This window comes from Paenibacillus etheri, from assembly GCF_001012825.1.
Taxonomy (GTDB): Bacteria; Bacillota; Bacilli; order Paenibacillales; family Paenibacillaceae; genus Paenibacillus_AQ; species Paenibacillus_AQ etheri.
The window spans coordinates 499,819-522,567 of sequence record NZ_LCZJ02000026.1 but is presented as its reverse complement, the minus strand read 5'-3'; the positions used below and the strand labels follow the sequence as shown (position 1 = coordinate 522,567).

Below are 22,749 nucleotides of genomic sequence, written 5' to 3'. Positions count from 1 at the left end.
GCGTAAGGCACATAGTCGGATTTCATAGTCGGAGGACAGCATGAAACGTAGGAAACATCGCAATTTTAAAGAATCGACCCGTCGCTTGTTTCGTTTATATACGATAATTCCGTTTGCGTTATTAATGGTTTTGTTCGTTATATTTACGATTGTCAACGGCAGAATCAACATCATGCAGAAAACGAATCAAGCTGCACAATCCATCAGTCATTCCATCACTGAAGTCTATCAACAATACCATGATGAGATTCAGCGGATGGCGGATTCTCCTGCCGTTGTGAACTATGTGAGTACACATTTGGGAAGCGAGAAGGTATACTCTGAATTCTATGATTTCAACAACCAACAGAATGTGAAGGGAATATTTCATATCCTGAACAAAGACGGGATTTTCCTCGCCACCTCTGCACCAACGAATTTATTGGATTCCGACTTTTCTTTCCGAAACTTCATTCACCGGGTGGAGTTGTATCCGAATGAGACGATAGCTGAAATGAACAGCTTCCGGTACTCGCATGATCGGACTACAAGCTATTCGTTTGGCCGAGCGATCGTGAAAGATGGTCAGACGATTGGCTACATTATCTATCAGCTGTATGAAGTCGATTTTCAGAAGCTGATCTTTACGCAAAATAATGAAATCGCGTTGATAACCGATGAGTATAAGACGATCATTGCGACCACTAGTAACATTACCAAAGGGGTTCTAAACAAGTTCCAACCTACACTGGATAATCAGGGACATGCCCAGATTAATAACGGAAGCTACTATATGTATTCCAAACCCATCCAAGGTACGCCGCTGCAAGTGTTTACGTTGAATTCCAATAACTCAGAACAATACACGTACTATACCGTGGCTATCTTTATCGTAGCGACTTGTGTGCTGCTGTGGATTATGCTGCAGTTCTTATCGAATAAAATGTCATCCCGCAATTCAGAGTCGATTGACAAATTCGTTGCTGCGCTGGATGTACTAAGAGATGGGAAGTTAGATGGTTATGTCGATATTCAGACGGGGGATGAATTCGAAACGCTGGGTCATGAGTATAATGCGATGCTGGACCGGCTGCAGGACTTGTTGGAGAAAAATAAAGAGCTGTCGGAACTCAGTACGATGATCGAAGTCAAACAATTGCAGGCACAATTCCACCCTCATTTCATTTTTAACGTGCTCGAAACCTTACGGTATGCGATCAAGATCGATGCAAATCAAGCACAAGAGATTGTAATCCTATTATCTCGCTTGTTGCGCTATAGTATCGGACATGATCGCAGCGTCAAGCTGAAGGATGATATGAATTATGTGCGCGATTATTTGAAGCTCCAGCAAATTCGATTCAATGAGCGACTTGAGTATCGCATTTCCGTCACGGAGGAGACACAAGATATATTCATTCCTAAGCTTTTACTGCAGCCCTTTATCGAAAACGCTATCAAGTATGGGTATCAGAATCAGAGCAATGTCCTGATTGAGATTCGTGTTTATACGTCGGATGAACAGCTGATTCTTGAAGTTCAAGATAATGGTCAAGGGATGGATGAGAAGACCCTGCAGGAAGTCAATCAGCTATTGCAAAGCCAGAATAACATGACGCAGCATATCGGACTGTACAACGTTCATCGTCGTCTAGTGCTTCTGTATGGTGAAGCATCTGGGATTCGAATGAATAGCATCCAAGGAAAAGGTACCTGTGTGACCGTTACAATTCCTTTCGAAAGGAGTGGATCAGATGTTTAAAGTGCTGCTTGTTGAAGACGAAGATATGATAAGGCGGGGCATTCGATTTAGTATCGATTGGTTGAAATATGATTGTATTGTGATCGAGGAGGGGCTGAACGGACAAGATGGGCTGCAGAAAATCTGCGAATACAAGCCAGATATCGTGATTACGGACATTAACATGCCCATTATGGACGGTATATCCATGATTCGTGAGGGGCTCGAGCAGTATACCTTCAGTAGTATCATCATCTCGGGCTATAATGAATTTCAATTGGCGAAACAGGCGATTCAGTTAGGCGTAACTGAATTTCTCGTGAAGCCGTTAGAGGACGATCAACTCATCGCAGCATTGGAATCGGCGAAGGCCAAAGTGGACCTTCTCCGCAAATACGAGATTATTTCCAATCATCCGCAAGAGAAAGAGGAGATCATTAACAGTCGGTTTCTGGAGAAAGAGACGAAGACATCGAAGTACGTATCCAAAATGATCGCCTATGTGCAGGAGAATTATCCTAAAAAAATCAGCATTCATGATCTCGTGGAAGAGCTTGATTTAAGCGCTTATTATTTGAATCAGAAATTCAAGGCGGATACCAGCTACACCTTCAATGAGTTCCTGAATCGCTACCGTATTCAGAAGTCCATTGATTTGTTAAAAGCCGGAGATGGAAAAGTTTATACCATTGCTCAGGATATTGGTTTTAGTGATTATAAATATTTTATCAGCATCTTCAAAAAATACGCACATGGGACACCCAGCAAATACCTAGAATATTTCGGGGAGAAGGACATGTAATGCGATGAAGCGTTGGAGACAATGAGACTATGTGTTCAATTGTAACTCTTTATTGCCGAATATATAATTGTTTATTTGGGATAGCAAGCATTGGAAGTGTAGCCACACTTCCGAGATTTTCAGGGATCCCCCCTTACCTCAAAAGTTGTTTTTATGGTAATTCGTAAGTATCTTTGATATTGAACGAGTGAAAATTAGCAACGCTCCGTTTGAGCATGGTACAATTAGTAAAAGTTCTTACGCATATCAGAAGGAGGTCAAACATGGTGTCAAATCCAGATGAGAAGAAAATCCATACCTATCAAGATTGGCTGACATGGGAGGGATCTTGGGAGTTAATTAACGGCAAAGCGTATAATATGTCTCCAGCTCCGACCTCATTGCATCAATTTATTGTAGGAGAACTTCATTTCGCTCTACGGACATTCTTTCAGAATCGGAGTTGCTACGTGTTTGTGGCTCCGTTTGATGTGTTTTTCAGTGAAAGTGACGATTATCAATCACCCGATCAAGTCACCCAACCGGATCTATCAGTTGTTTGTTCGAAGGACCAAATATCCAAGAACGGCTGTAACGGTGCTCCGACCCTAATTATTGAAGTGCTGTCACCTTCCACGGCATTGAAGGACTTTAATGAGAAATTCAACTTATATCAGATGCATGGAGTTCAGGAATACTGGATTGTTGATCCTGGGAATCGAACGGTTCATGTGTATACTTTGGATGATGGCAGTTATCAGGTGCGTCATTTATATACGGAGCTGGAAACGATTCTATCCATCGTCTTTAAAGATTTACAAATTCCAATGAACACGTTATTTACTCTATAACAACAAACACTATCAACCGGCGAGATACATTCTCGACCGGTTATTTTTGTTCTCCGAAATTAAGCACTTAAGCGCAAAATTCCCTCTGCATTGAAAACGATGAAGAGATTTTCTGGAATTTCCATTGACGCATATTTAGTTTTCAAGGTATATTAATCAATGTTTTAAACGTTGTTTAATTGTATGTCAAGTTAAGGAGAGTTCTATGACGAAGGAGAAGATTTTGGACGCAACGCTGCATTTAATTAAATCCGAAGGGATTGATAGTGTCACTATCCGTAAGATTGCTAGTGAGGCTGGTACCAATGTAGCGCTAATTAATTATTATTTCGGGTCGAAAGAAAAGCTTATGCATGAAGCAATGAAGATGATCCTGGAAACATTCCGCTCGGCGTTTGAAATATTTGATGTTGTGGGATATCCGCCAATCGTGCGACTGAAACAATTTATTTTGACGTACGCCTCATTTCTTAAAGACTATCCTGATTTGCTCAAGCGAATTCTTGGCCATGATCCACTGTTTGAATCAGTAGCCGAATATGTACATTTTATGAAACAACAAGGGTTCGAAAAATTAAGTGAAGTCATGACAGAAGTGACAGGTGTAACAGATCGAAAGACCGTATTGTTGATGACACAGCATATGTTTGCTGCCATTATGTCACCGTTCACGAAAGTTAATCCTGTTACTAAATGTCAGCCGAACAACTGCATGCAATCGTCTCTACTCGATATTCCTATATCGATTGAGGAAAGTATCGATTTGTTCTTCGAGCAATATTTTCATAAATATTTAGTCAAAATTTAGAAAGATGAGGTATCACAATGACTTCAAATGCTGCAACAAAACCCCTTACGCAGGAAGGCGACACGTTCTCGCTAAAAGCTATTCTGCCGCCTTTGCTTGCAATTATCGTCGGTATGATTATGGTTATTCTGGACAGTACAGTTGTTAACAATGCAGTTCCTAAATTAGTGGAATATTTCAATACTGATCTAAAGACGATTCAATGGGCGATAACGGGTTACACATTGGCACTATCCGCAGTAATCCCACTTGCCGGTTGGATGACCGATAAATTTGGATCAAAGCGTATTTTCCTTGTAACGATTGTGCTATTTACATTAGGATCTGTTCTATGCGGCTTAGCACAATCACCTGAACAACTGATTATTTTCCGTATTATTCAAGGTCTAGGCGGTGGTATGGTTGCACCGATCGGGATGGCAATGGTATTCAAATTAGCTCCACCTGAACGTCGAGGCTCTATTATGGGTGTTCTTGGAATTCCAATGCTGATGGCGCCAGCTTTTGGTCCTGTAATATCCGGTTATCTTGTTGATTATGTAAGTTGGCACTGGATCTTCATTATCAATTTGCCAATTGGTATTGTAGCCTTCATTTTAGGTAAGAAATACTTACCAAAGACTGAACCCCAGAAGTCAACTCATCTTGATATTCTCGGGATGTGTCTTGCACCGGTCGCGTTCGCTATGCTTGCTTATGGTGTGAGCGAAGGGGGAACAGATTGGTCTTCAACAGGTGCTATTACAGGCTTAACAATCGGTGGTATCGCATTAATATTGTTCATTGTGGTGGAGCTTAGACAGAAGTATCCTTTGCTTGAACTGAAGGTGTTTAAATCATCTGATTTCACTCGCGGTATTATTCTTACTTGGATCGTACAGATGGCATTATTCGGAGCTACGCTGATGATTCCTTTGTATTTACAGAATATTAAAGGTTATACCGCACTTCATACCGGTTGGATCGTGATGCCGCAAGCGTTATGCGCCGGTCTTATGATGCCGATTAGTGGTAGATTGTTTGATAAAATTGGAGCTCGTCCATTAGCGTTCTGTGGGTTGAGTGTTATCGCCACCGCGATGTTTATTCTCTCGACGGTAACCGTGGATACACCGATTTGGATGGTTATTGTTGCGGTTTGTGTGATGGGGTTAGGTATGGGGTCAACCATGATGCCTCTTAATACACATGTATTAAATTCAGCACCACGTCATTTGGTTAGCCGTGTGACACCGTTGACTTCAGCGGCTCAACAGGTTGTCGTTTCGTTCGCAGTAACAGGTCTTACAGCTTATCTGACCTCTCATACAAATACTCACATGGCTACAATCGGAAAGACAGGAAATCCGCAGACCGCTTTAGTAGCTGGCTTTGGAGATACCTTTCTCCTGACCGCTTGTATCGTATGTGTTGGTATTGCTATGTCACTCATCCTTCGTAAGCCGAAGATACAACAAGTTGAAAATAGTGGTGAAGAGGTAGATCCAGCGATGATGATGGGTCACTAGTCTTATAAAAGCCCCACCAAGAAGGTCACTTTATCTAAAGTGTCTCTCTTGGAGGGGCTTTTCTTTATAGTGCTTTCCTATTCCCGCCAACGATCCAATTGCTCCTGGATTTCCGTACGTACTTTATCAATACCTGCTTCATGAAGCTCATGGTTGAATTTGGGGAGAATGGTATCGACATCGACACTACCTGTCATGAGACTTGGATAATATTTGCGCCAGACAATCTCAATGTTATCAATTTGCTCACTGACCTCTGACAGATCAGGAGTAAAGCCCAGCACTTGGGACTCCAGAACCTTGGAGTTGTAGGTGCGGAATTGGTCCCATTTATTTAGTGGATCTGGGTAGTTACCACCTAATGTATTTAAGATAAACCAGTTTCCTTGAGTGTATTGTATGCCAGTGTAGCCACCGCTCGCATTGGGGAGCGGATTTCCTTGACTGTCTTTTGTCGACTTTAGGACAACTTGACCCTTTTGATCCAGCGTATAATGAATTCCTTCAATGCCATAATTAAATAAGTTACGCAGTTCAGGATCAGTATTCAACAGGTTTAGAAATTTGATGCTCTCCACAGGATGTTTCGTATTTGCTTTCACGACGATCATGCCTCCACGCACGGATTCCGTGGTTGCAACCTCCGGAGTTACCGGATTTGTTACAATCTTATACCCCAGATCGTTACTCCAGACGCTCTCAGAGAGTGGACCCCCACTACCAGATTCCCAGAATACCTTTATACCACGTCTTAGTGCTCCTGGTTCTCGCAAGGCGGCATCTTGATTAATGAACCCTAATTGGTAATAACGTCTTAGCGTATCTAATATATGCTTGGCTTCACGGGTTTCGAAGATATTCGCCACGGGAGCATCAGGATCCAGGGATTGGATCATTAATGGGAGCCTGTTATCCCCTATATATTCGTAGCCGTACATAGCAAAAAAATTGTGTGAGTCTCGATCAAGCTCCATAGGCAAATATTCGGGTTCATTTTTTTGTATCATGCGAAGCAGCGGTTCAAGCGATTCCAGTGTGTTATATTGGTTAACTTCGATATTGTATTTTTTTACCAGAGAATCAGGATACATCCAATGCTCGCGCACAGCCAATTCTTTGTTGGTGGGGACACCGTAGATGAACCCGTCATCCATCTCAGCACCCTTCCAAAAGATGGGGTCTATTGTAAGGTACATTTCTTTGGCTAGATTCATGAAATAGTCATCTAACTTCAGCCATACCCCACGTTTGGCATATTTAGCATAATCCGGCGCAAAAGCAATATCAAAAGGGCTGTCAGAGGAGATCATTGTATTCATGCGATCATCATATTCCTGCCAACCAATTTTATTGTAGGTTATGGTAATTCCGATTTTCTTCATTAATATTTCGTTAATTTTGTCGTTAACAAGGGCAAGATCCTTATCTGGATCACCGATTGTATAATAGATCAGATTTACAGTGGGTTCTGCATTAAAGCTAGTAGCGTTCAAATTCTGCTTGGTGCAGCCAGTTAACATTGTAATGAACAGCAGAATAATGCCACAGATGAAGCAGCTATATCTATTCATGACCCCGGCCCCCTAAATCACTTTGCGATATATATCTAGCCTTAACTTTTCATCCGTAAACTTGAGGGAGATGTACCAAAATGATTTTGAAATTGTGTATAAAAATAGTTCAGGTTGTTGTAACCAACAGAAAGGGCAATCCAGTGTATTTTCTCATTTGTCGTTTGGATGAGCTCTTGTGCACGATACATCCGATAGCTCATAAGATACTCTGAGAACTTCATACTTGTTTCTTTAATGAAGAGTTGTCCAAGATAGGTGCTGTTCATTTGAAACCGGTCTGCAACGGATTTTAATGAAATATTATGAGCAAATTCTGTTTTAATCATAATTAAAATACGATTGACCAGCTTGGATAAGGCATCGTAATGTATTCCCAGTACAGGATCAATACTCATGGTGTCAGCATTCACATCTCTAATCGTGCCATGTAAGTCCTCGATAATTATTTTTTCAATGACCTCCTGCAGCTTGATTCGATCCACAGGTTTTAATAGGTAATCCTTGACTCCGCAACGAATGGCTTGCTGGGCATATTGAAAGTCACTATAGCCGCTAATAATAATATATTTGGTTGGAAGGTTCACTTCATTTAACTTGTGGATAGCATCATACCCTAGATTTTTGCCGATACACACATCGATAATAGCTACGTCAGGAATTAAATCTACGGCTTTAAACACGGCATCTTCAGTGGAGTCACTTGTTTCTATTTGTTTGAATCCGTAGTGCTCCCAATCCAGAATACGTTTCATACCTTCCAAAATCTGAGGTTCATCATCCACAATCAAAAGTTTGTACATATCTAATCACCTCTTTTTAGAAATCTGTACAGAGATTTTGACACCAGCTTCATCATTGTTTTCAATGCTAATCGAGAAATTCTCTTGATAAAAAAATTGTAATCGGGCATAGACATTATATAATCCAATGCTTGTGGTGGTATGGTCATTATTACTCGAAAGAATTCGCCTGATGACAGTTAGCCGTTCTTCGTCAATTCGTACTCCATTATCAATGAAATCCAGTCTATAGTAGTCCTCATCTTCCCAGCCTGACACGATAAATAAATTAAATTCTTTATTAATATTAAACCCATGGACAAAGAAATTTTCTGCCAAGGGCTGCATCCAGAACTTCACAGTAGGGAGCGCTAAAATTGACTCTTCAACATCGATTTGATAAAAAAAGTGCTCAGGATATTTAAACTCCATAATTTGCAGGTATTTTCGTAACAACTCGAGTTCGCTACCTATTGAAATGATATTTTCTTTCTTAACAATTTCTCGATACAACGCTCCTAAGGTTGCAATCGCATCTGCGGTAGGCTCATTCTGATGAACTAATGCAGTAGACCGAATGACCTCCAAGGTATTATAAAGAAAATGAGGATTGATTTGATGCTGGAGCGCTTTCATTTCTGCTTCCTGCTGTTTTAACTTTAGCAAGTATTCATTCCGAATATATTTGTCTAATTGGTGTATCATATCGTCGACTTCTCGTGCAATCATACCATATTCATTCATACGATAACGTGCAGGTTTATTGGGAGTGAAGTCAGCAGTTTTCGCACGTTTGATTGATTGTATAATACGGTGTAGAAATCTTGAATCATCACGAAGATTGTAGACTACGAGCAGCAGTACACAGATCATAGCGGTAAAGACGATCACAAATATATTGAGCAAAACCGTGCTGTGCTGGCGTATAAGTGCAGCCAAGTCTACGGTACTAACAAATTGATAATTGTATTTGGTAGATGAAAAAGTAACAAAGAAAATAGGAATATATCCTTTATTTACGATAAAGCCATGGTTTTTATTATTCACAACCGCTTGTTGGGTGATTTCTTTTGTCATGGATTCATTGTTACTACCAATAATGAATATCTCCCCGGTAGAGTTGATTACAGCCGCATTACCGAGTTGATAATTATTTGCGATACTGAATATTCGCTTGCTGCTGATCTGAAAGCGGATTTCCCCTGCTTCCGTAGCACTTTGATTTAGTTTTTTGCGAGAGACGAAGCCCTTCTGTATACTTTCATCGAAGATTTCGTCAGTATTTGGAACGCCAAACTGGAAGCTAGGAATGCCAAAACTATTAAAATGGATAACATTTCCGTAATCCTTGGTATGAACGCTGATCTGAGTAATGTCTCCCTGTGCCCAGCTGTATAGATATGTTTTAATATCCTCAGGAAAAGAGAGAAGTGATTGTGATGAATAGGGACTATTCTCCAGTCTTTTAGTCAGATACCTTTCAACGGAAGGGCTCATGAAATAACGGACGTCTTTCATCAGATCATGATTAAAATACAATCTTTGCATGTAAGCTTCAATCCGATCGGCATCATTCTGAAAGTTGTTTTCAATGCGGGAAAAGGCATTCGCAGCTTCAATCCGCGCGTCACCAATCCATTGATTAACAAGGATCGCGCTGGTCATAGTGCCCAGTGTTAACCCAATGGCTAAAATGAAGATAAGGTAAGCCCTAAATTTATTGCGATATATTTTAATGTGAAAAAAAGAACTCCTCCAAAACTTCATTCGTAATGCCCCCTAAGGTCAGACACATAAAATAGAGGAATAAGTCTCTCGTTGCTATGGTTGAGAGCGCTTATAATTCACTGTAAATATATATGAAGTGTAACATTAGTTCAAATGAATTTTAGTGGATTAAAGGGAAACACATGGTATATCAGCGCTGATATACCATGTGAAATAAGGTTTATTTAAAGTAATTGTTGATTTGTTCTTGAGCTACTTGCATGATTTTGTCCATTCCGGCATTTTTTAGCTCAGACAGCAATTTAGGGATTACCTTCTCAGGATCTGAAGCGCCTGTGAGCAATTCATATCTATACTTATCATATACAGCCTGGCAGTTAGCAACCTCTGTCTGCATTTCGCTAATATCAAGTGCGAAGCCCAATACGCTGGAGGACGCCGCTTGTTCGTTCAATTTCTTCACTTGTTCCCACTGATCTAGAGGAGCTCCGTTCGTGACCGCAAGATTGAAGAAAGTACCTTGTGAGTACGCTGCTAAAGGCCATGTATCGCTGATACGTTCGACTGATTTCTCTCCGTCAATGTTCTTATAGTCAACTCCTAATTCACCAAATGCAAGCATATTACGTAATTTGGGATCTGTATTCACTAGTTGCAGATATTTCAAAGCTTCCGCTTTGTATTTGGAATTTGCTGAGATTACATTCATCGAGCCTTGAATTGTACTTGTGGTATAGAGCGGGCCAAAAACTTGAGTCATGTCGTACTTGTCAATCCCTGCGGTGATTTGCCAGCCAGCTTCTGCACCAGGGAAGGCTTGTGCAGAGAAGAATGGTCTGTATTTATCACCTTCAGTTTTGGTTGGTGCATCCGGGTTGACAATACCATCTTTGTACCACTGATGCAGCAGCTTTAAGTCGGTCATAACTTCCGGTTGTTCAAACACTGAAACCACTTTACGGGAAGCATCATCAACTTTTACGCCAATAGGATGGAAACCTAATGTCATATCATCATAATTATTTAGAAGTCCTAAGAAGCCTTCGCTTTGGATCAACGACAACGGGTAGAAGCTTTTGCCTTCCCCAGCTTTCATATCATGAAATGGCTTATCTAAATCCTGCATCGTTTTAATGTTTTGATAATCGATATTATACTTTTGGACAAGCTTGTCGTCGAATACCCAATATTGAGTTAATGAAGAATCCTTATACGTTGGAACAGCGAAAGTTTTGCCACCTATTTTAACACCATCCCATACTTTGCTAGGGATGAGCTTGAAAAGTTCAGGGGCTTCGCTTTGTACCAGATCCGTAATGTCAGCGAACGCTCCCATAGTAACTTGCTTACTATACTTTGTGTTGTTGGTAAACATCATATCAAATGGTTCACCTGTATTCACGATTGTGTTGATTTTTGTATCCCACTCGCCCCAGCTAGCCACCTTGATATCCACTTTGACACCGATTTTCTCAGCGGTGTATTCGTTCATTTGCTCAACCGCTTTACTAAAGTTCTCAGGAACCTGTCCGCCGATCTGCCACCATACCAATGTAGGAATTTCCTTGTTGGTTGGTGCATCAGTAGCAGTTGTGCCACTCTCGTTTCCATTGGTTGCTGTGGACGCTGGCTTCGAGCTGCCACATGCAGCGAGTAGAGACAACATTAATGCGAGAATACACATTGTTGAGGCAAACTTGAGGGTGTTCTTCATTTTAACTCCTCCTAGTGTGGAATGATGGATTGTACCGTATCAAAAGTACGGTTATATCATAAACCAAGCTTTGCTTGACTTACTTCGGAACTAGCCTTTGACTGCGCCAATGGTAAGGCCGCTGATAAAGTATCTCTGGAAGAAAGGATATGCGCAGGCAACAGGCAAGACGATAAGAATAGCAACAGCCATACGGGCAGATTCTTTGGGCATTGTTGCGACAAGCTCTGCGAAGCTTACACCCATGCTTATTGAGTTTCGGGCAAGCGCATCGGCATTGGTCATTAAGCTGTTAAGCAACGCTTGTAACGAATAGAGATTCTGGTTATCGATATATAGCATCGATTGAAACCAGTCGTTCCAATAACCGAAGCAGAGGAACAGTCCAATCGTAGCTAGAACCGGCAATGAAATTGGCAGGATAATTGAGGTAAAGGTACGTAACTGACTAGCCCCATCAATTTCAGCAGATTCGATCAGGCCATCAGGGATCGTGCTCTTGAAAAAGGTTTTACAAATAATAACGTTAAAGGACGATACTGCGAGCGGCAGGATGAGCGCCCAAATCGTATTCTTCAATCCCAAGAAATTTGTGTTGATAAAGTAACTGGATACAAGACCTCCGTTAAATACCATCGGGATAAATACGACCCAAGTGAGAAAGTTCTTGAGCTTGTAAGCTGGACGTGAAATGACATATCCCATCGTTGTGGTGAGCAGTACACCAAGTACAGTACCAACGGCAGTTACAAGTACGGATACACCTAGAGCGCGTAAGATCATCGTTCCTTGTTTGGCGATATAAGCGTATGCATCTGCGGATAGAGCTGTTGGGAGAATGCTGTATCCCGTTTCACGAATATAGGATTCATCGGTAAGCGATATGGATAACACAACGATTACAGGCACGACGCAGGCAATTGCCAGCAGCGTAAAAATTAGGGTAAACAAAGCATTTACGCTTTTACTTGTGCGGTTGAATTTCTCTAAGCCTGATTGATAGGTTCTCTTTGCCATAGTCTCACCTCCTAAATCATTGCACTATCGGAATCGATTTTTTTTACGATCCAGTTAGCACTCAGAATTGTAATACAGCCTAGAACGGATTGGACGAAAGCGGCAGCCGATGCCATTCCTACAGTGGCAGTTTTTAGTTGTTTAAATACCAACACGTCTATAGTAGTGGTCACATTGTACAGGGAGTTTGAGTCGCGTGTGACCTGATAGAATAGTCCGAAATCTGTGTAGAATATTCGACCTACTGCCAGGATGAACATCATGACAATGACTAGCTTTAACATGGGCAAGGTAATGAAGCGTGTCTGCTGCCAGATGGAAGCTCCGTCAATTACTGCAGCCTCATAGTAGGTGCTATCGATCCCCGTGATGGTTGCCAGGTAGATGATCATGCCATAACCAATACTCTTCCAGATGTTTAAAAAGATAAGAATGTAAGGCCAATATTGTGGTTCCATATACCAATTCATAGGCTCTTGTCCGATACCCACAAGAAATTGATTGAGAATTCCTTTATCGAAGCTGAAGAATGCCCAGCCTACAGCAGAGACGACTACCCAGGAAAGGAAGTAGGGCAGAAACATCATAGTCTGATAAACCTTGCCTGCTTTGCGGCTATGCAGCAAGCTGATCATAATCGCGAACATTACTGGCAACACGATGCCAAGAATAATGAAGATAATGTTATATCCTATCGTGTTGCGAAGAATGATCCAGGCATCATTTGATTTGAATAAGAATTCAAAGTTCTTGAGGCCGACCCACGGACTTTCTAGTACGTTACTAATAAAGTTACCGCTGATTTTGAAATTTTTAAAAGCGATAATCATACCGAACATCGGTAAGAAAGAAAACAAGATATACCAGATCAATGTCGGCAAGGCGAGCAGAGTTAACTCGGTATCTTGCTTTCGCCACTGTATGCGCTTTCTGATTTTGCGCTGTTCAAGTTTCGTGCTCATGTCATCCGCTCCTTCATGTGTTTCATACCTGCTGTTCTTTGTAACCGCTTTCCCTGATTTAATTTTATTAAAGTAGTGTGAGGTGCATCCAGTTAAGAAACATGATTCTTCAGTCAACAAACGTTAGATTCAGGATGAATTCCCTCATAAAGCGCAAAAAAAACATATGCTATGGAGATTTAAACACATTGCCTCGATGAGCAGCGTTGGTATTGTAATTGAGCGGAATTACGGGCGAAAAGCGCAAGAATGACACACTTCTAGAACATCAACATAGCGGTGAAACGTATATCATCCCGCTGTACAACACGAAATTCTTGATAAGCGAGAATGACATATTTACGATTCGCTTGATTCTTTATATTGTAAATGTAAGCGCTAACAACATATGGGCAGATTCAAATGTGATGTTCACTCTTTTATCAGAGTGCTCTCATCATTACTACTAGGAGGGGATGTCACGATGCAGGAAACGGAAAAGATGCATTTGCGAACTATAAATTCGCACAAAAATGTAAAGCGCAAGTTTAAGGGCCAAACATGGAAGAAGATCAGGCAGAATTGGGAGCTTTACATTTTTATCGCACCCGCATTCTTTTACTTCCTCATTTTCAGCTATGGACCGATGTATGGGATTCAGATTGCTTTTAAGAACTACATTCCGTCTAAAGGCTATTTTGGCAGTGAGTGGGTAGGCTTTGATCATTTCATTCGATTTTTTAACTCGTATTATTTCTGGGATTTGCTGTGGAACACGCTTAGCATTAGCTTGTATGAATTAGCCATTGGATTCCCAATCCCAATTATTCTGGCGCTTGCGTTTAACGAAGTGAAGGATGGCTTCTTCAAGCGACTTGTTCAGACCGTTACTTATGCTCCTCATTTCATTTCTGTCGTTGTTATGGCGGGGATGATTATTACCTTCTTGTCTCCATCGAACGGAATGATTATTCATGCCATTGAAGGCTTAGGCTTTAGTGCACCGCAGTTTCTGACAAGCCCTGGTTGGTTTAAGACGATGTATGTATTCTCAGGCGTGTGGCAGAGTGCGGGGTGGGGGACGATTATTTATTTGGCGGCACTCTCGGGTGTAGACCCAGGATTGCATGAAGCGGCAATTATCGACGGAGCCTCTCGCTTCCAGCGTGTTCGCCACATCAATATTCCAACGCTTATACCGACCATGACCATTCTATTAATTCTGAATATGGGTGGCTTGTTAAGTGTAGGTTTTGAGAAAATATTACTTCTGCAAAATTCATTGAATATGTCAAGCTCTGACGTGATTTCAACCTTTGTCTATCGATCTGGTCTTGTCGATGCGCAATATAGCTTCTCAACAGCTGTTGGTTTATTTAACTCCATTGTCAATTGCATCCTGCTTATTACGGTGAATCAAATTGTCCGCCGTACGAGCGAGAACAGTCTATGGTAGAAGGAGGTTGGAATTTATGGTATCAGGTATAAAGCTATCTAAGCGAGATCGAATATTTCTAATTTGCACCTATACGTATGTGGCAATTGCATTGTTGTTAGTCGCATATCCCATCTTATACATTATTAGCGCATCCATCAGTGATCCGAAGATGGTTGCTTCCGGTGAAATGTGGCTTCTTCCAAAAGGTATTACCTTTAAGGGGTATGAAATTGTATTTCAGAACTCGAAGATTTGGACGGGGTATGGAAATACGATTTTGTATACATTGCTAGGCACAACGATTAACTTGGTCGTTACGATGCCAGCGGCATATGCACTCAGTCGTAAGGACTTTGTAGGCCGTGGGTTTTTCATGGGGATGTTCATGGTAACGATGTTCATTGGAGGGGGTCTTGTCCCTACATACATGTTAGTAAAAGGGCTAGGCATGGTCAACACGATGTGGGCACTTGTACTTCCTGGCGCAGCGTCAATCTGGAATATTATTGTCTCTCGTACCTTCTTCGCGAACTCCATTCCAGCTGAGCTTCAAGATGCGGCTCAAATCGATGGTGCGACGAATATTCGCTTATTCCTGCGGATTGTTCTCCCGTTATCGATGCCAATTATCGCGGTTATGGCCTTATTCTACGGGGTAGGGCATTGGAACAGCTACTTCGGTGCCATGATCTACCTGAATGATGATGCGAAGTATCCATTGCAGCTTGTGCTTCGTCAGATTCTCGTGCTTCAGGAAATGCAATCTCAAGTAGGTGGCATTATCGATGCGACAGCTGCTGCAGCCCAGAACAACAAGGCAGAAATTGCTTCACTTGTCAAGTATGGGGTCATTATCGTATCTACGCTTCCGATTATTGTTGTCTATCCATTCTTACAACGTTATTTCGTGCAAGGTGTCATGATTGGCTCTGTTAAGGGTTGATCTTAAGATACAAATAACAAAGGGGAGGTTTTTGTATGACGATTTATCGTAAAGCTGGACTCATGTTGTTAGTTCTTTCCATGTCAATGTCTATTCTTACTGCATGTGGATCAAGTAGCGATAAGGGGACAGCAAGCACAGAAGGCTCAGACACAGCCACAGCCACAGCCACAGAGGTTCATAAGACGGGCTTTCCTATCGTGGATAAACCGATTGAGCTATCCATTATGGCACCGGATGTAGGGCGTCAGGATTGGAACAAGATGCCTGTTATTCAGGAATACGAGAAGATGACGAACATTAAGTTAAAGATTCAAAACGCCCCACAAGACAGCTTTGAGACGAAAAAGAATTTGGTATTTGCAAGCGGTACGCTTCCCGATATTTTCTATGCGGCGGATCTAAAAGGATCGGATCAAGTTACTTACGGAAGTCAGGGATTGTTGCTGCCTTTAGAAAAATACATTGATGAGGGCTACGCACCTAATTTAAAAAAAATACTCGATGCAAATCCTGATATTCGCAAATCAATGACAACACCAGATGGACATATCTATGCACTACGCAATATTCAGCCATCTGCGGTATGGTATCGAGGACCGATGTGGTATAACGGCAAGTTCTTGAAGAAGTTCGGCTTGGAGAACAAATTACCGCAGACAACAGAAGAGCTATACAACTATTTGAAGAAGGTTAAAGAGGAAGATGCGAACGGAAATGGTAAGGACGATGAGGTTCCTCTATCCTCTGTGAAATTAGATGATTTACGGATGTTCTTCCTCGGATTCTGGGGGATGTATAACGAGGATATCTACGTAGATAAGGAGAACAAAGTACACTTTCCACAAGCTGAACCAGCCTACAAAGAATATTTAACCTTCCTGAATCGCTTATGGAACGAGAATTTGCTGGATCATGAAACATTCTCTCAAACCGATGAGCAGAAAAAAGCAAAAGGGAAAAACAATCAAGTGGCCTTATTCTCAGATTATTTCCCATACTTCACGCTTGGTGGTGAACCGAGTGAAGATAACCCGATGATGCAGCCTGTATCTAGTGATATTGCTGGAACACCTGTATACGGCAAGCACCCTGGTATTAACACCATTGGCGGTTTCGCGATTTCAAACACGAACCCGAACCCGGAAGCGAGTATGCGCTGGATTGATTATCAATTTAGCGAAGAAGGGTATTCCTTCTGGGCGTATGGACCTGAAGGTACGTTATTTAAATACAAAGATAAAGCAACAGGCGAGAAAGAATGGCTGCCAGTTCCAGATGGTACGGATCGTGAAGAATACCGCGGTACAATTACGCCAAACTACGGGATTAATACACCAGGTTCCTATGAGAACAGCTATGTTCTAGGTCTTCGTACTAGCTTTGATGACTGGATTGACAAAGAAACAGCTACCAAGCTTACACCTATTGCAAAGGCTCCCTTCCCATCGGTATTCCTGACGGTAGACCAACAGACGGAAATCAAAACACTCCGTTCCGATTTGGATAAATACGTGAAGGAAATGGAAGCGAAATTCGTTACAGGCGCAGAGCCATTATCCAATTGGGATAAATATATCGCACAAATGAAAAAAATGGGGTATGAGAAGCTCGTATCGACGTACCAACAAGCATACGATACTTGGGCTGCTAGCAAATAATTTGTGAAGCTTATACATTCTCATATTTTGAAAAAACTTCCCGGTCATGCTAGGCATGACCGGGAAGTTACGATGAACCCTAAGAGAGGAAGGATTATACGGTATCGTTAGGCTCAGTATTGGGATGATTACTATGCATCTGACGATACTGGCCCGGTGTATATCCGGTTTCCTTCTTGAACTTTCGAATAAAGTTCGGTGTGTCGAGGTAGCCGACACGCTGGATAATATCTTTTAACGGATCACTTGTTATTACGAGCAGTTCCTTGACCTTATCTAATCGTTTTTGCCAAATATATTGGACGAAGTTGATGCCGACCTTATCCTTGAATGAACGACTGAGATGGGAAGGTGAAATCGTAAACGCAGCAGAAACAGATTCAAGGCTAAGTGAATGATCAACATAGTGCTGGTCGATAAAAGCAACGATATGATCCATGAGTGAATGTTCTTCTTTTTTATGCGTCTGCTCCACCTGTGTACAAATCTGTGCAGCTAATCGACAGAAATTTTGCTCTATAAGGTTTACAGGACCATTCATGAAATGGGGTGGAGCATACTGCAGCATGTTATCCATCTGTAACTCAACTGCAGCTTTGAGCATGATATTCAGCAGGTCGAACAATACGCATCGCATCAGCAGGGTAGATCGTTGTTTATTTTCAAGCCCATGGATGGCTGTGAGAATGATTTGTTTGGCGACTTCGAAGTTGCCCTGCTTCAAGCTTTGTGCAAGCTTTAATAGCTCGCTACTAGGGAGTAACACCGTTTGATCATGGGCACTGGATAGCTTTTCGAAATACACGGTGGTTCCATGCTCGGTCGATTTACGCAATTCGAAGGCGGAGCAAGCCTCAATAAAGGATTGATTAAGCTGCTGAGTACTCTCATAGCATTTACCTACGCCGATCATCGGGTAGATATCTATCATACCTAGCGTATATTCACGGATCGCATCCACGATGTGAACGATTTGTGCAGCGAGCGTTTCATCATCTTCGAGCTGTAAGCTCACAATAAGTGCGAGCTGATCCAATTGCGGGAGCTCTACACCGTATACTTGTGTAGCAAGCGCTGGAAATTCAAGATACGCAAGCTTGCGATGTACTTCTTGTCGTGCCTGAAGGTGCTGCTGTTCTAAGTCATCCCAACCCATCATCATGACAAAATGATGACTTTGGTCAAAGTGCAGATGAAAGGTATCGAATATTTCTGGCGTCATCATTTGTGCATAACCGTGCTTTAATAGCATGGAGAGAACATGGTTGCGTGCATAGGGTTCTTGTAGATCAATCTTGGAGCTATACTGCTGCAATGTCGTTCGTATATACTCGAGCTCATTTCCGGAGGCCGGTGTATCTGTTTTTTTGTTCGTGAAGCGAACCAGCTCTGCAATCGGAAGATATTGCATCCGAGCGAATAATAGAGCGATGGCCGTTCCTACAATGGCGATCACAATGAATAAAATAATGATGAAGCTCCGAACATTAAGCACGCTGCTGAAAAATTGATTACTTGCCATTAATGTCACATAAGACCAGCCATTGATATCCGATGTGACGGAAATAACCGAATGTTCTTCGTTGTTTATCGGTAGGCTATGAATGCCGGGCGCAAGCTCAGATAACTGTTGGATGTCCTGTTGACTAGCCGTATCTCCGTGGCCGCTATAGGATAAAACACGACCATGATTATCAAAAATATACGTTAATCCTCGATAGTTGCCTAAGACGGAATCGATCAGATGTGCTAACTCTTTCTCTTTAATAAGATACATGACAGAACCATACGGATCTGAGCTGTTTGGAATGATCGGCAGGATATAGGTTAATACGTTTTGCTCGAGTGATGAATTTTGATTCAGCATGTTTGTAAGTCGAATGGATGGGAATTTGGACGTGTTTAAAGCAGTCACAAGCTCATCATTCTTCCAGCTACCAAACTGAAAGGAGCTACGAAATACATCCAGGCTATACATGCCATGGTTGGAATAAATATTAGGGTCATGATGATAGTACAGAAATATATTCTCCACAATGGAATTGGAAGATTTGTAGCTATCTAGTGCCGCTATCGCGTCACGGCTCTCATAAGGATCCAGTATGCGATAATGAGCGAGACGATCGTCGTATGACATCCGTGATGCCATATCTCTTAAATCATCCATGCGTCCATCCACCACCGTTTTAATTTGGGTGAGCTGGTTAAAGTGAGAGTTTTCAATCTCCTTTTGCAAATTGTCCGTAGCATTTCGGTAAATGAAAACGATTACAAGTACGAGCGGAATAAGAAGGATAAGTAGATACGAACCGGTGAACTTCAGAAATAATTTCGATTTGAAATAGTTATGGTTCAACGTGATTCCCCCTTTTCATGGCATATCATGGTGATGTTCCTATCAAGCTATGAATATAGCAAGATATAGATCAGCGCGCGCTTGAATGCTTATTTATTTTCCATAATAGGATGTTTATAATGGTAATTTATTTTTATGTCAAATTATTTTATTGCTGGATCGTATTAAATCAATAGAATCGCAGCCTCATAGAAGCTGCATGGAGGTCGTGCAAATGAGTGACACCAATGTTGTCGAAGAGCAAATTGTTGTTGAAGGAGTACACAATTATAGCACAGAGGAGGAGTACGTTAAGCCGGAGGATTCGCAGCTATTAGATCAGCTGGAATGGTTTCAGGATCAGAAGCTTGGCTTGATGATGCACTGGGGACCGTATTCGCAGCTCGGACTTGTTGAATCGTGGGCACTTAGTGATAAGGATGGGGATTGGTCACGAGATGATATTGATTGGGGAGTGGATTCGGCGGAGCTGAAGCGGCAATACTTTGGGCTGAATAAAACCTTTAATCCGCTTCGCTTCCAACCTGAGAAGTGGGCAGAGGTTGCGGCAGAAGGTGGCTTTAAATATTTGAACTTCACAACTAAGCATCACGATGGCTTCTGTATGTGGGACACGCAGACAACAGACTATCGTATCACGGGTAAGGATTGTCCTTTCCATGCACATAAGTACGCGGATATCTGTAAGAACGTATTTGATGCATTTCGGGCAAAGGGACTTGGGATCTCCGCCTATTTCTCCAAAGCGGATTGGCACACACCAACGTATTGGGCGCCAGGCATGGAAGTGGGCGACTTCATGAATCGAGGTCCTTCGTATCCAACACAAGATTATCCGTGGCTATGGGAGCAATTCGTACAATACACACATGATCAGATCATGGAATTGATGACGAAATATGGTCGGATTGAAATGCTCTGGTTAGATGCGGGGTGGGTATGCCCACAGAATAAAAATAATCCACAGGATATTCGGCTGGGTGAAGTGGTGGAAAAAGCACGTCAGCATCAGCCATGGCTGTTAAGTGCAGACCGCACTGTTGGCGGACCTTATGAGAATGTCGTTACCCCAGAGCAAACATTGCCTGAGCATCCAATGCATATCCCGTGGGAGAGCTGTATTACGATGGGGACAGCGTTCTCTTATCGGTATGAGGATCACTACAAGACGACACGTCAATTAATCCATTTGCTCGTTGCAGTTGTAGCCAAAGGAGGTAACCTGGCACTTAATGTCGCGCCACAACCAGATGGCCGATTGTCACCAACAGCGATGGATCGGATGAAAGGAATGGGTGGTTGGCTCAAAGTCCATGGTGAAGCAATTTATGGGACGCGCGTATGTGCACCATACACTGTTGGAAATACACATTTCACGATGAATGGTGATATCACCTATGCCATTCATTTGTACACGAAAGAGCAGGATTTGGTGAGCGAAGTGATTGTTATTCCACTCGAGCAGGTTGTGACACAAATTGATCTTGTAGGCGGGCGGGAAAATTTGACATTCGAACGCACAACAACAGGGTTGATCGTCCATTTACCAGAGAGCGAGCTTACGGGAATTGCCCCCATTGCACATGTATTTCGAATAAAATAACGATTTGAACTAAGGGAGGAAGAGAAAATGCAACAATGGTTTACGGACGCAAAGCTAGGAATTTTCATTCACTATGGGATTTATGCGGTACAAGGTGTAGCGGAATCATGGTCGTTTTATAACGGAAAAATGTCGCGTGAGGATTATATGAAGCAGTTGGATGGCTTTACAGCGTCCAAATTCGATGCGAAGCACTGGGCAGATATGATTGCGAGATCAGGTGCGAAATATTCCGTACTTACAACGAAACACCATGATGGAGTTGCCTTGTTCGATACGCAGTACAGTGATTTGAGCGTGATGAAGGCGACACCAGCCAAGCGCGATATTGTAAAAGAATGGTCCGATGCGATCCGTGAACGTGGTCTGCATGTAGGCATGTATTATTCCTTAATTGACTGGTCTCATCCCGACTATCCTTCCGTATTTGAGAGTGGTGTAGTCCCCGCTGACTTAAGTCAGGTGAATCGTTTCTCAAGTCCGGTGGATGGCATACAGGATGAAGAGACATGGCAGAAATTCCTCACGTTTAACAATAATCAGCTTGGTGAGGTGCTTACGAATTATGGTCCAGTTGATCTGTTATGGTTCGATGGTGACTGGGAGCGCAGTGCAGAGCAGTGGAATTTGCCAGCGTTCAAGGAATATTTGAAATCCTTGTCTCCAAATGTGATTATCAACTCTCGTTTGCAAGGGCATGGCGATTATAAGACACCAGAGCAAGGCATTCCCATTACTCGCCCAGAAGGGGCTTGGGAATTCTGTACGACCATCAATACATCTTGGGGCTATGTCCATGATGATCATAAATATAAATCCTTGAACCAAATTATTCGCATGTTCTGCGATTGTATCAGTATGGGTGGCAATATGCTGCTGGATATTGGACCGATGGAGGATGGCACGATTGATCCAAGACAAGAGGACATTCTTCTGGGACTAGGCGACTGGATTCGTGCACACGAGGAGGCAATCTACGGAACGCAGGATGGAATTATGACACGCTATTATCTTGGCGGGAGTACCTTATCAGCAGATAAGAAGACCTTGTATTTATTCGTCTACGATGCGCCGAAGGAGAATATCTGTCTCAAGGGGTTATGCAATCCGATCAAGAAAATTACAGTACTACATTCGGGCAAAGAGCTGACCCATGAAATCCACGGTGGTGTACCTTGGTTCGATATTCCGGGAACGACTTGGATTCATATGACACCAGAGGATATGCATGAACAGGTAAGCGTGCTTAAGCTGGAATTTGATGAAGAGGTTAGGATGTACGGTGGTGCTGGCGCTGTTGTTACGCATAACTAAATGCTGAGCGTAG

The 22,749-nt window shown here is 42.2% G+C and carries 17 protein-coding genes; 10 read left to right on the top strand and 7 right to left on the bottom strand.

Annotation, left to right across the window (positions count from 1 at the left end):
* The first annotated feature begins 40 nt into the window (after nucleotides 1-40).
* From UQ64_RS17375 to UQ64_RS17355, 5 genes are all read left to right on the top strand, one after another.
* Nucleotides 41-1,741, top strand: coding sequence for a sensor histidine kinase (locus tag UQ64_RS17375; protein ID WP_060624729.1), 1,701 nt, complete (start codon nucleotides 41-43; stop codon nucleotides 1,739-1,741).
* Nucleotides 1,734-2,522, top strand: coding sequence for a response regulator transcription factor (locus tag UQ64_RS17370; protein ID WP_060624728.1), 789 nt, complete (start codon nucleotides 1,734-1,736; stop codon nucleotides 2,520-2,522). Before UQ64_RS17375 ends, UQ64_RS17370 begins: the two co-directional genes overlap by 8 nt.
* 263 nt (nucleotides 2,523-2,785) lie before the next feature.
* The gene (locus UQ64_RS17365) at nucleotides 2,786-3,352 is read left to right on the top strand and encodes a Uma2 family endonuclease (RefSeq protein WP_060624726.1); all 567 of its coding nucleotides are present in this window, start codon (nucleotides 2,786-2,788) and stop codon (nucleotides 3,350-3,352) included.
* A 205-nt stretch (nucleotides 3,353-3,557) separates the two neighbouring features.
* Nucleotides 3,558-4,160, top strand: a complete 603-nt coding sequence (locus UQ64_RS17360; protein ID WP_060624725.1) for a TetR/AcrR family transcriptional regulator — start codon at nucleotides 3,558-3,560, stop codon at nucleotides 4,158-4,160.
* Between the two features lie 17 nt (nucleotides 4,161-4,177).
* The gene (locus tag UQ64_RS17355) at nucleotides 4,178-5,668 is read left to right on the top strand and encodes a DHA2 family efflux MFS transporter permease subunit (protein WP_060624720.1); all 1,491 of its coding nucleotides are present in this window, start codon (nucleotides 4,178-4,180) and stop codon (nucleotides 5,666-5,668) included.
* A gap of 77 nt (nucleotides 5,669-5,745) precedes the next feature.
* Here the strand turns inward: UQ64_RS17355 and UQ64_RS17350 are convergent, their stop codons facing one another.
* The 6 genes from UQ64_RS17350 to UQ64_RS17325 form a co-directional block, all read right to left on the bottom strand.
* Nucleotides 5,746-7,239, bottom strand: a complete 1,494-nt coding sequence (locus UQ64_RS17350) for an ABC transporter substrate-binding protein (protein WP_060624716.1) — start codon at nucleotides 7,237-7,239, stop codon at nucleotides 5,746-5,748.
* Nucleotides 7,240-7,280: 41 nt separating this feature from the next.
* A complete protein-coding gene (locus UQ64_RS17345; RefSeq protein WP_060624713.1) occupies nucleotides 7,281-8,042 on the bottom strand; it encodes a response regulator transcription factor in 762 nt (253 codons plus the stop codon).
* Nucleotides 8,043-8,048: 6 nt separating this feature from the next.
* Nucleotides 8,049-9,788: a sensor histidine kinase gene (locus UQ64_RS17340; protein ID WP_156417587.1), complete on the bottom strand. Its 1,740-nt coding sequence runs from the start codon at nucleotides 9,786-9,788 to the stop codon at nucleotides 8,049-8,051.
* 181 nt (nucleotides 9,789-9,969) lie between these two features.
* A complete protein-coding gene (locus UQ64_RS17335; protein WP_060624712.1) occupies nucleotides 9,970-11,463 on the bottom strand; it encodes an ABC transporter substrate-binding protein in 1,494 nt (497 codons plus the stop codon).
* Nucleotides 11,464-11,553: 90 nt separating this feature from the next.
* The gene (locus tag UQ64_RS17330) at nucleotides 11,554-12,480 is read right to left on the bottom strand and encodes a carbohydrate ABC transporter permease (RefSeq protein WP_060624711.1); all 927 of its coding nucleotides are present in this window, start codon (nucleotides 12,478-12,480) and stop codon (nucleotides 11,554-11,556) included.
* Between the two features lie 11 nt (nucleotides 12,481-12,491).
* Nucleotides 12,492-13,442, bottom strand: coding sequence for an ABC transporter permease (locus tag UQ64_RS17325; RefSeq protein WP_060624710.1), 951 nt, complete (start codon nucleotides 13,440-13,442; stop codon nucleotides 12,492-12,494).
* A gap of 481 nt (nucleotides 13,443-13,923) precedes the next feature.
* Here UQ64_RS17325 and UQ64_RS17320 point away from each other — a divergent pair, with 481 nt between their 5' ends.
* The 3 genes from UQ64_RS17320 to UQ64_RS17310 are packed head-to-tail and all read left to right on the top strand — an operon-like array spanning nucleotide 13,924 to nucleotide 17,463.
* On the top strand, nucleotides 13,924-14,877 hold the full coding sequence (locus UQ64_RS17320; protein ID WP_156417592.1) for an ABC transporter permease: 954 nt from the start codon (nucleotides 13,924-13,926) through the stop codon (nucleotides 14,875-14,877).
* Between the two features lie 16 nt (nucleotides 14,878-14,893).
* Nucleotides 14,894-15,802: a carbohydrate ABC transporter permease gene (locus tag UQ64_RS17315; RefSeq protein WP_060624708.1), complete on the top strand. Its 909-nt coding sequence runs from the start codon at nucleotides 14,894-14,896 to the stop codon at nucleotides 15,800-15,802.
* 35 nt (nucleotides 15,803-15,837) lie between these two features.
* Nucleotides 15,838-17,463 (top strand): extracellular solute-binding protein, encoded by a 1,626-nt coding sequence (locus UQ64_RS17310; RefSeq protein ID WP_060624706.1) that lies wholly within the window; start codon nucleotides 15,838-15,840, stop codon nucleotides 17,461-17,463.
* Between the two features lie 94 nt (nucleotides 17,464-17,557).
* Here UQ64_RS17310 and UQ64_RS17305 read toward each other — a convergent pair whose 3' ends face one another.
* Nucleotides 17,558-19,819, bottom strand: coding sequence for a helix-turn-helix domain-containing protein (locus UQ64_RS17305; protein WP_060624704.1), 2,262 nt, complete (start codon nucleotides 19,817-19,819; stop codon nucleotides 17,558-17,560).
* 214 nt (nucleotides 19,820-20,033) lie between these two features.
* Here UQ64_RS17305 and UQ64_RS17300 point away from each other — a divergent pair, with 214 nt between their 5' ends.
* Nucleotides 20,034-21,422 carry an alpha-L-fucosidase gene (locus UQ64_RS17300; RefSeq protein ID WP_060624702.1) on the top strand — a complete coding sequence of 463 codons (1,389 nt, stop codon included), beginning with the start codon at nucleotides 20,034-20,036 and terminating at the stop codon, nucleotides 21,420-21,422.
* A gap of 27 nt (nucleotides 21,423-21,449) precedes the next feature.
* Nucleotides 21,450-22,736, top strand: coding sequence for an alpha-L-fucosidase (locus UQ64_RS17295; protein ID WP_060624700.1), 1,287 nt, complete (start codon nucleotides 21,450-21,452; stop codon nucleotides 22,734-22,736).
* Nucleotides 22,737-22,749 lie beyond the last annotated feature (13 nt).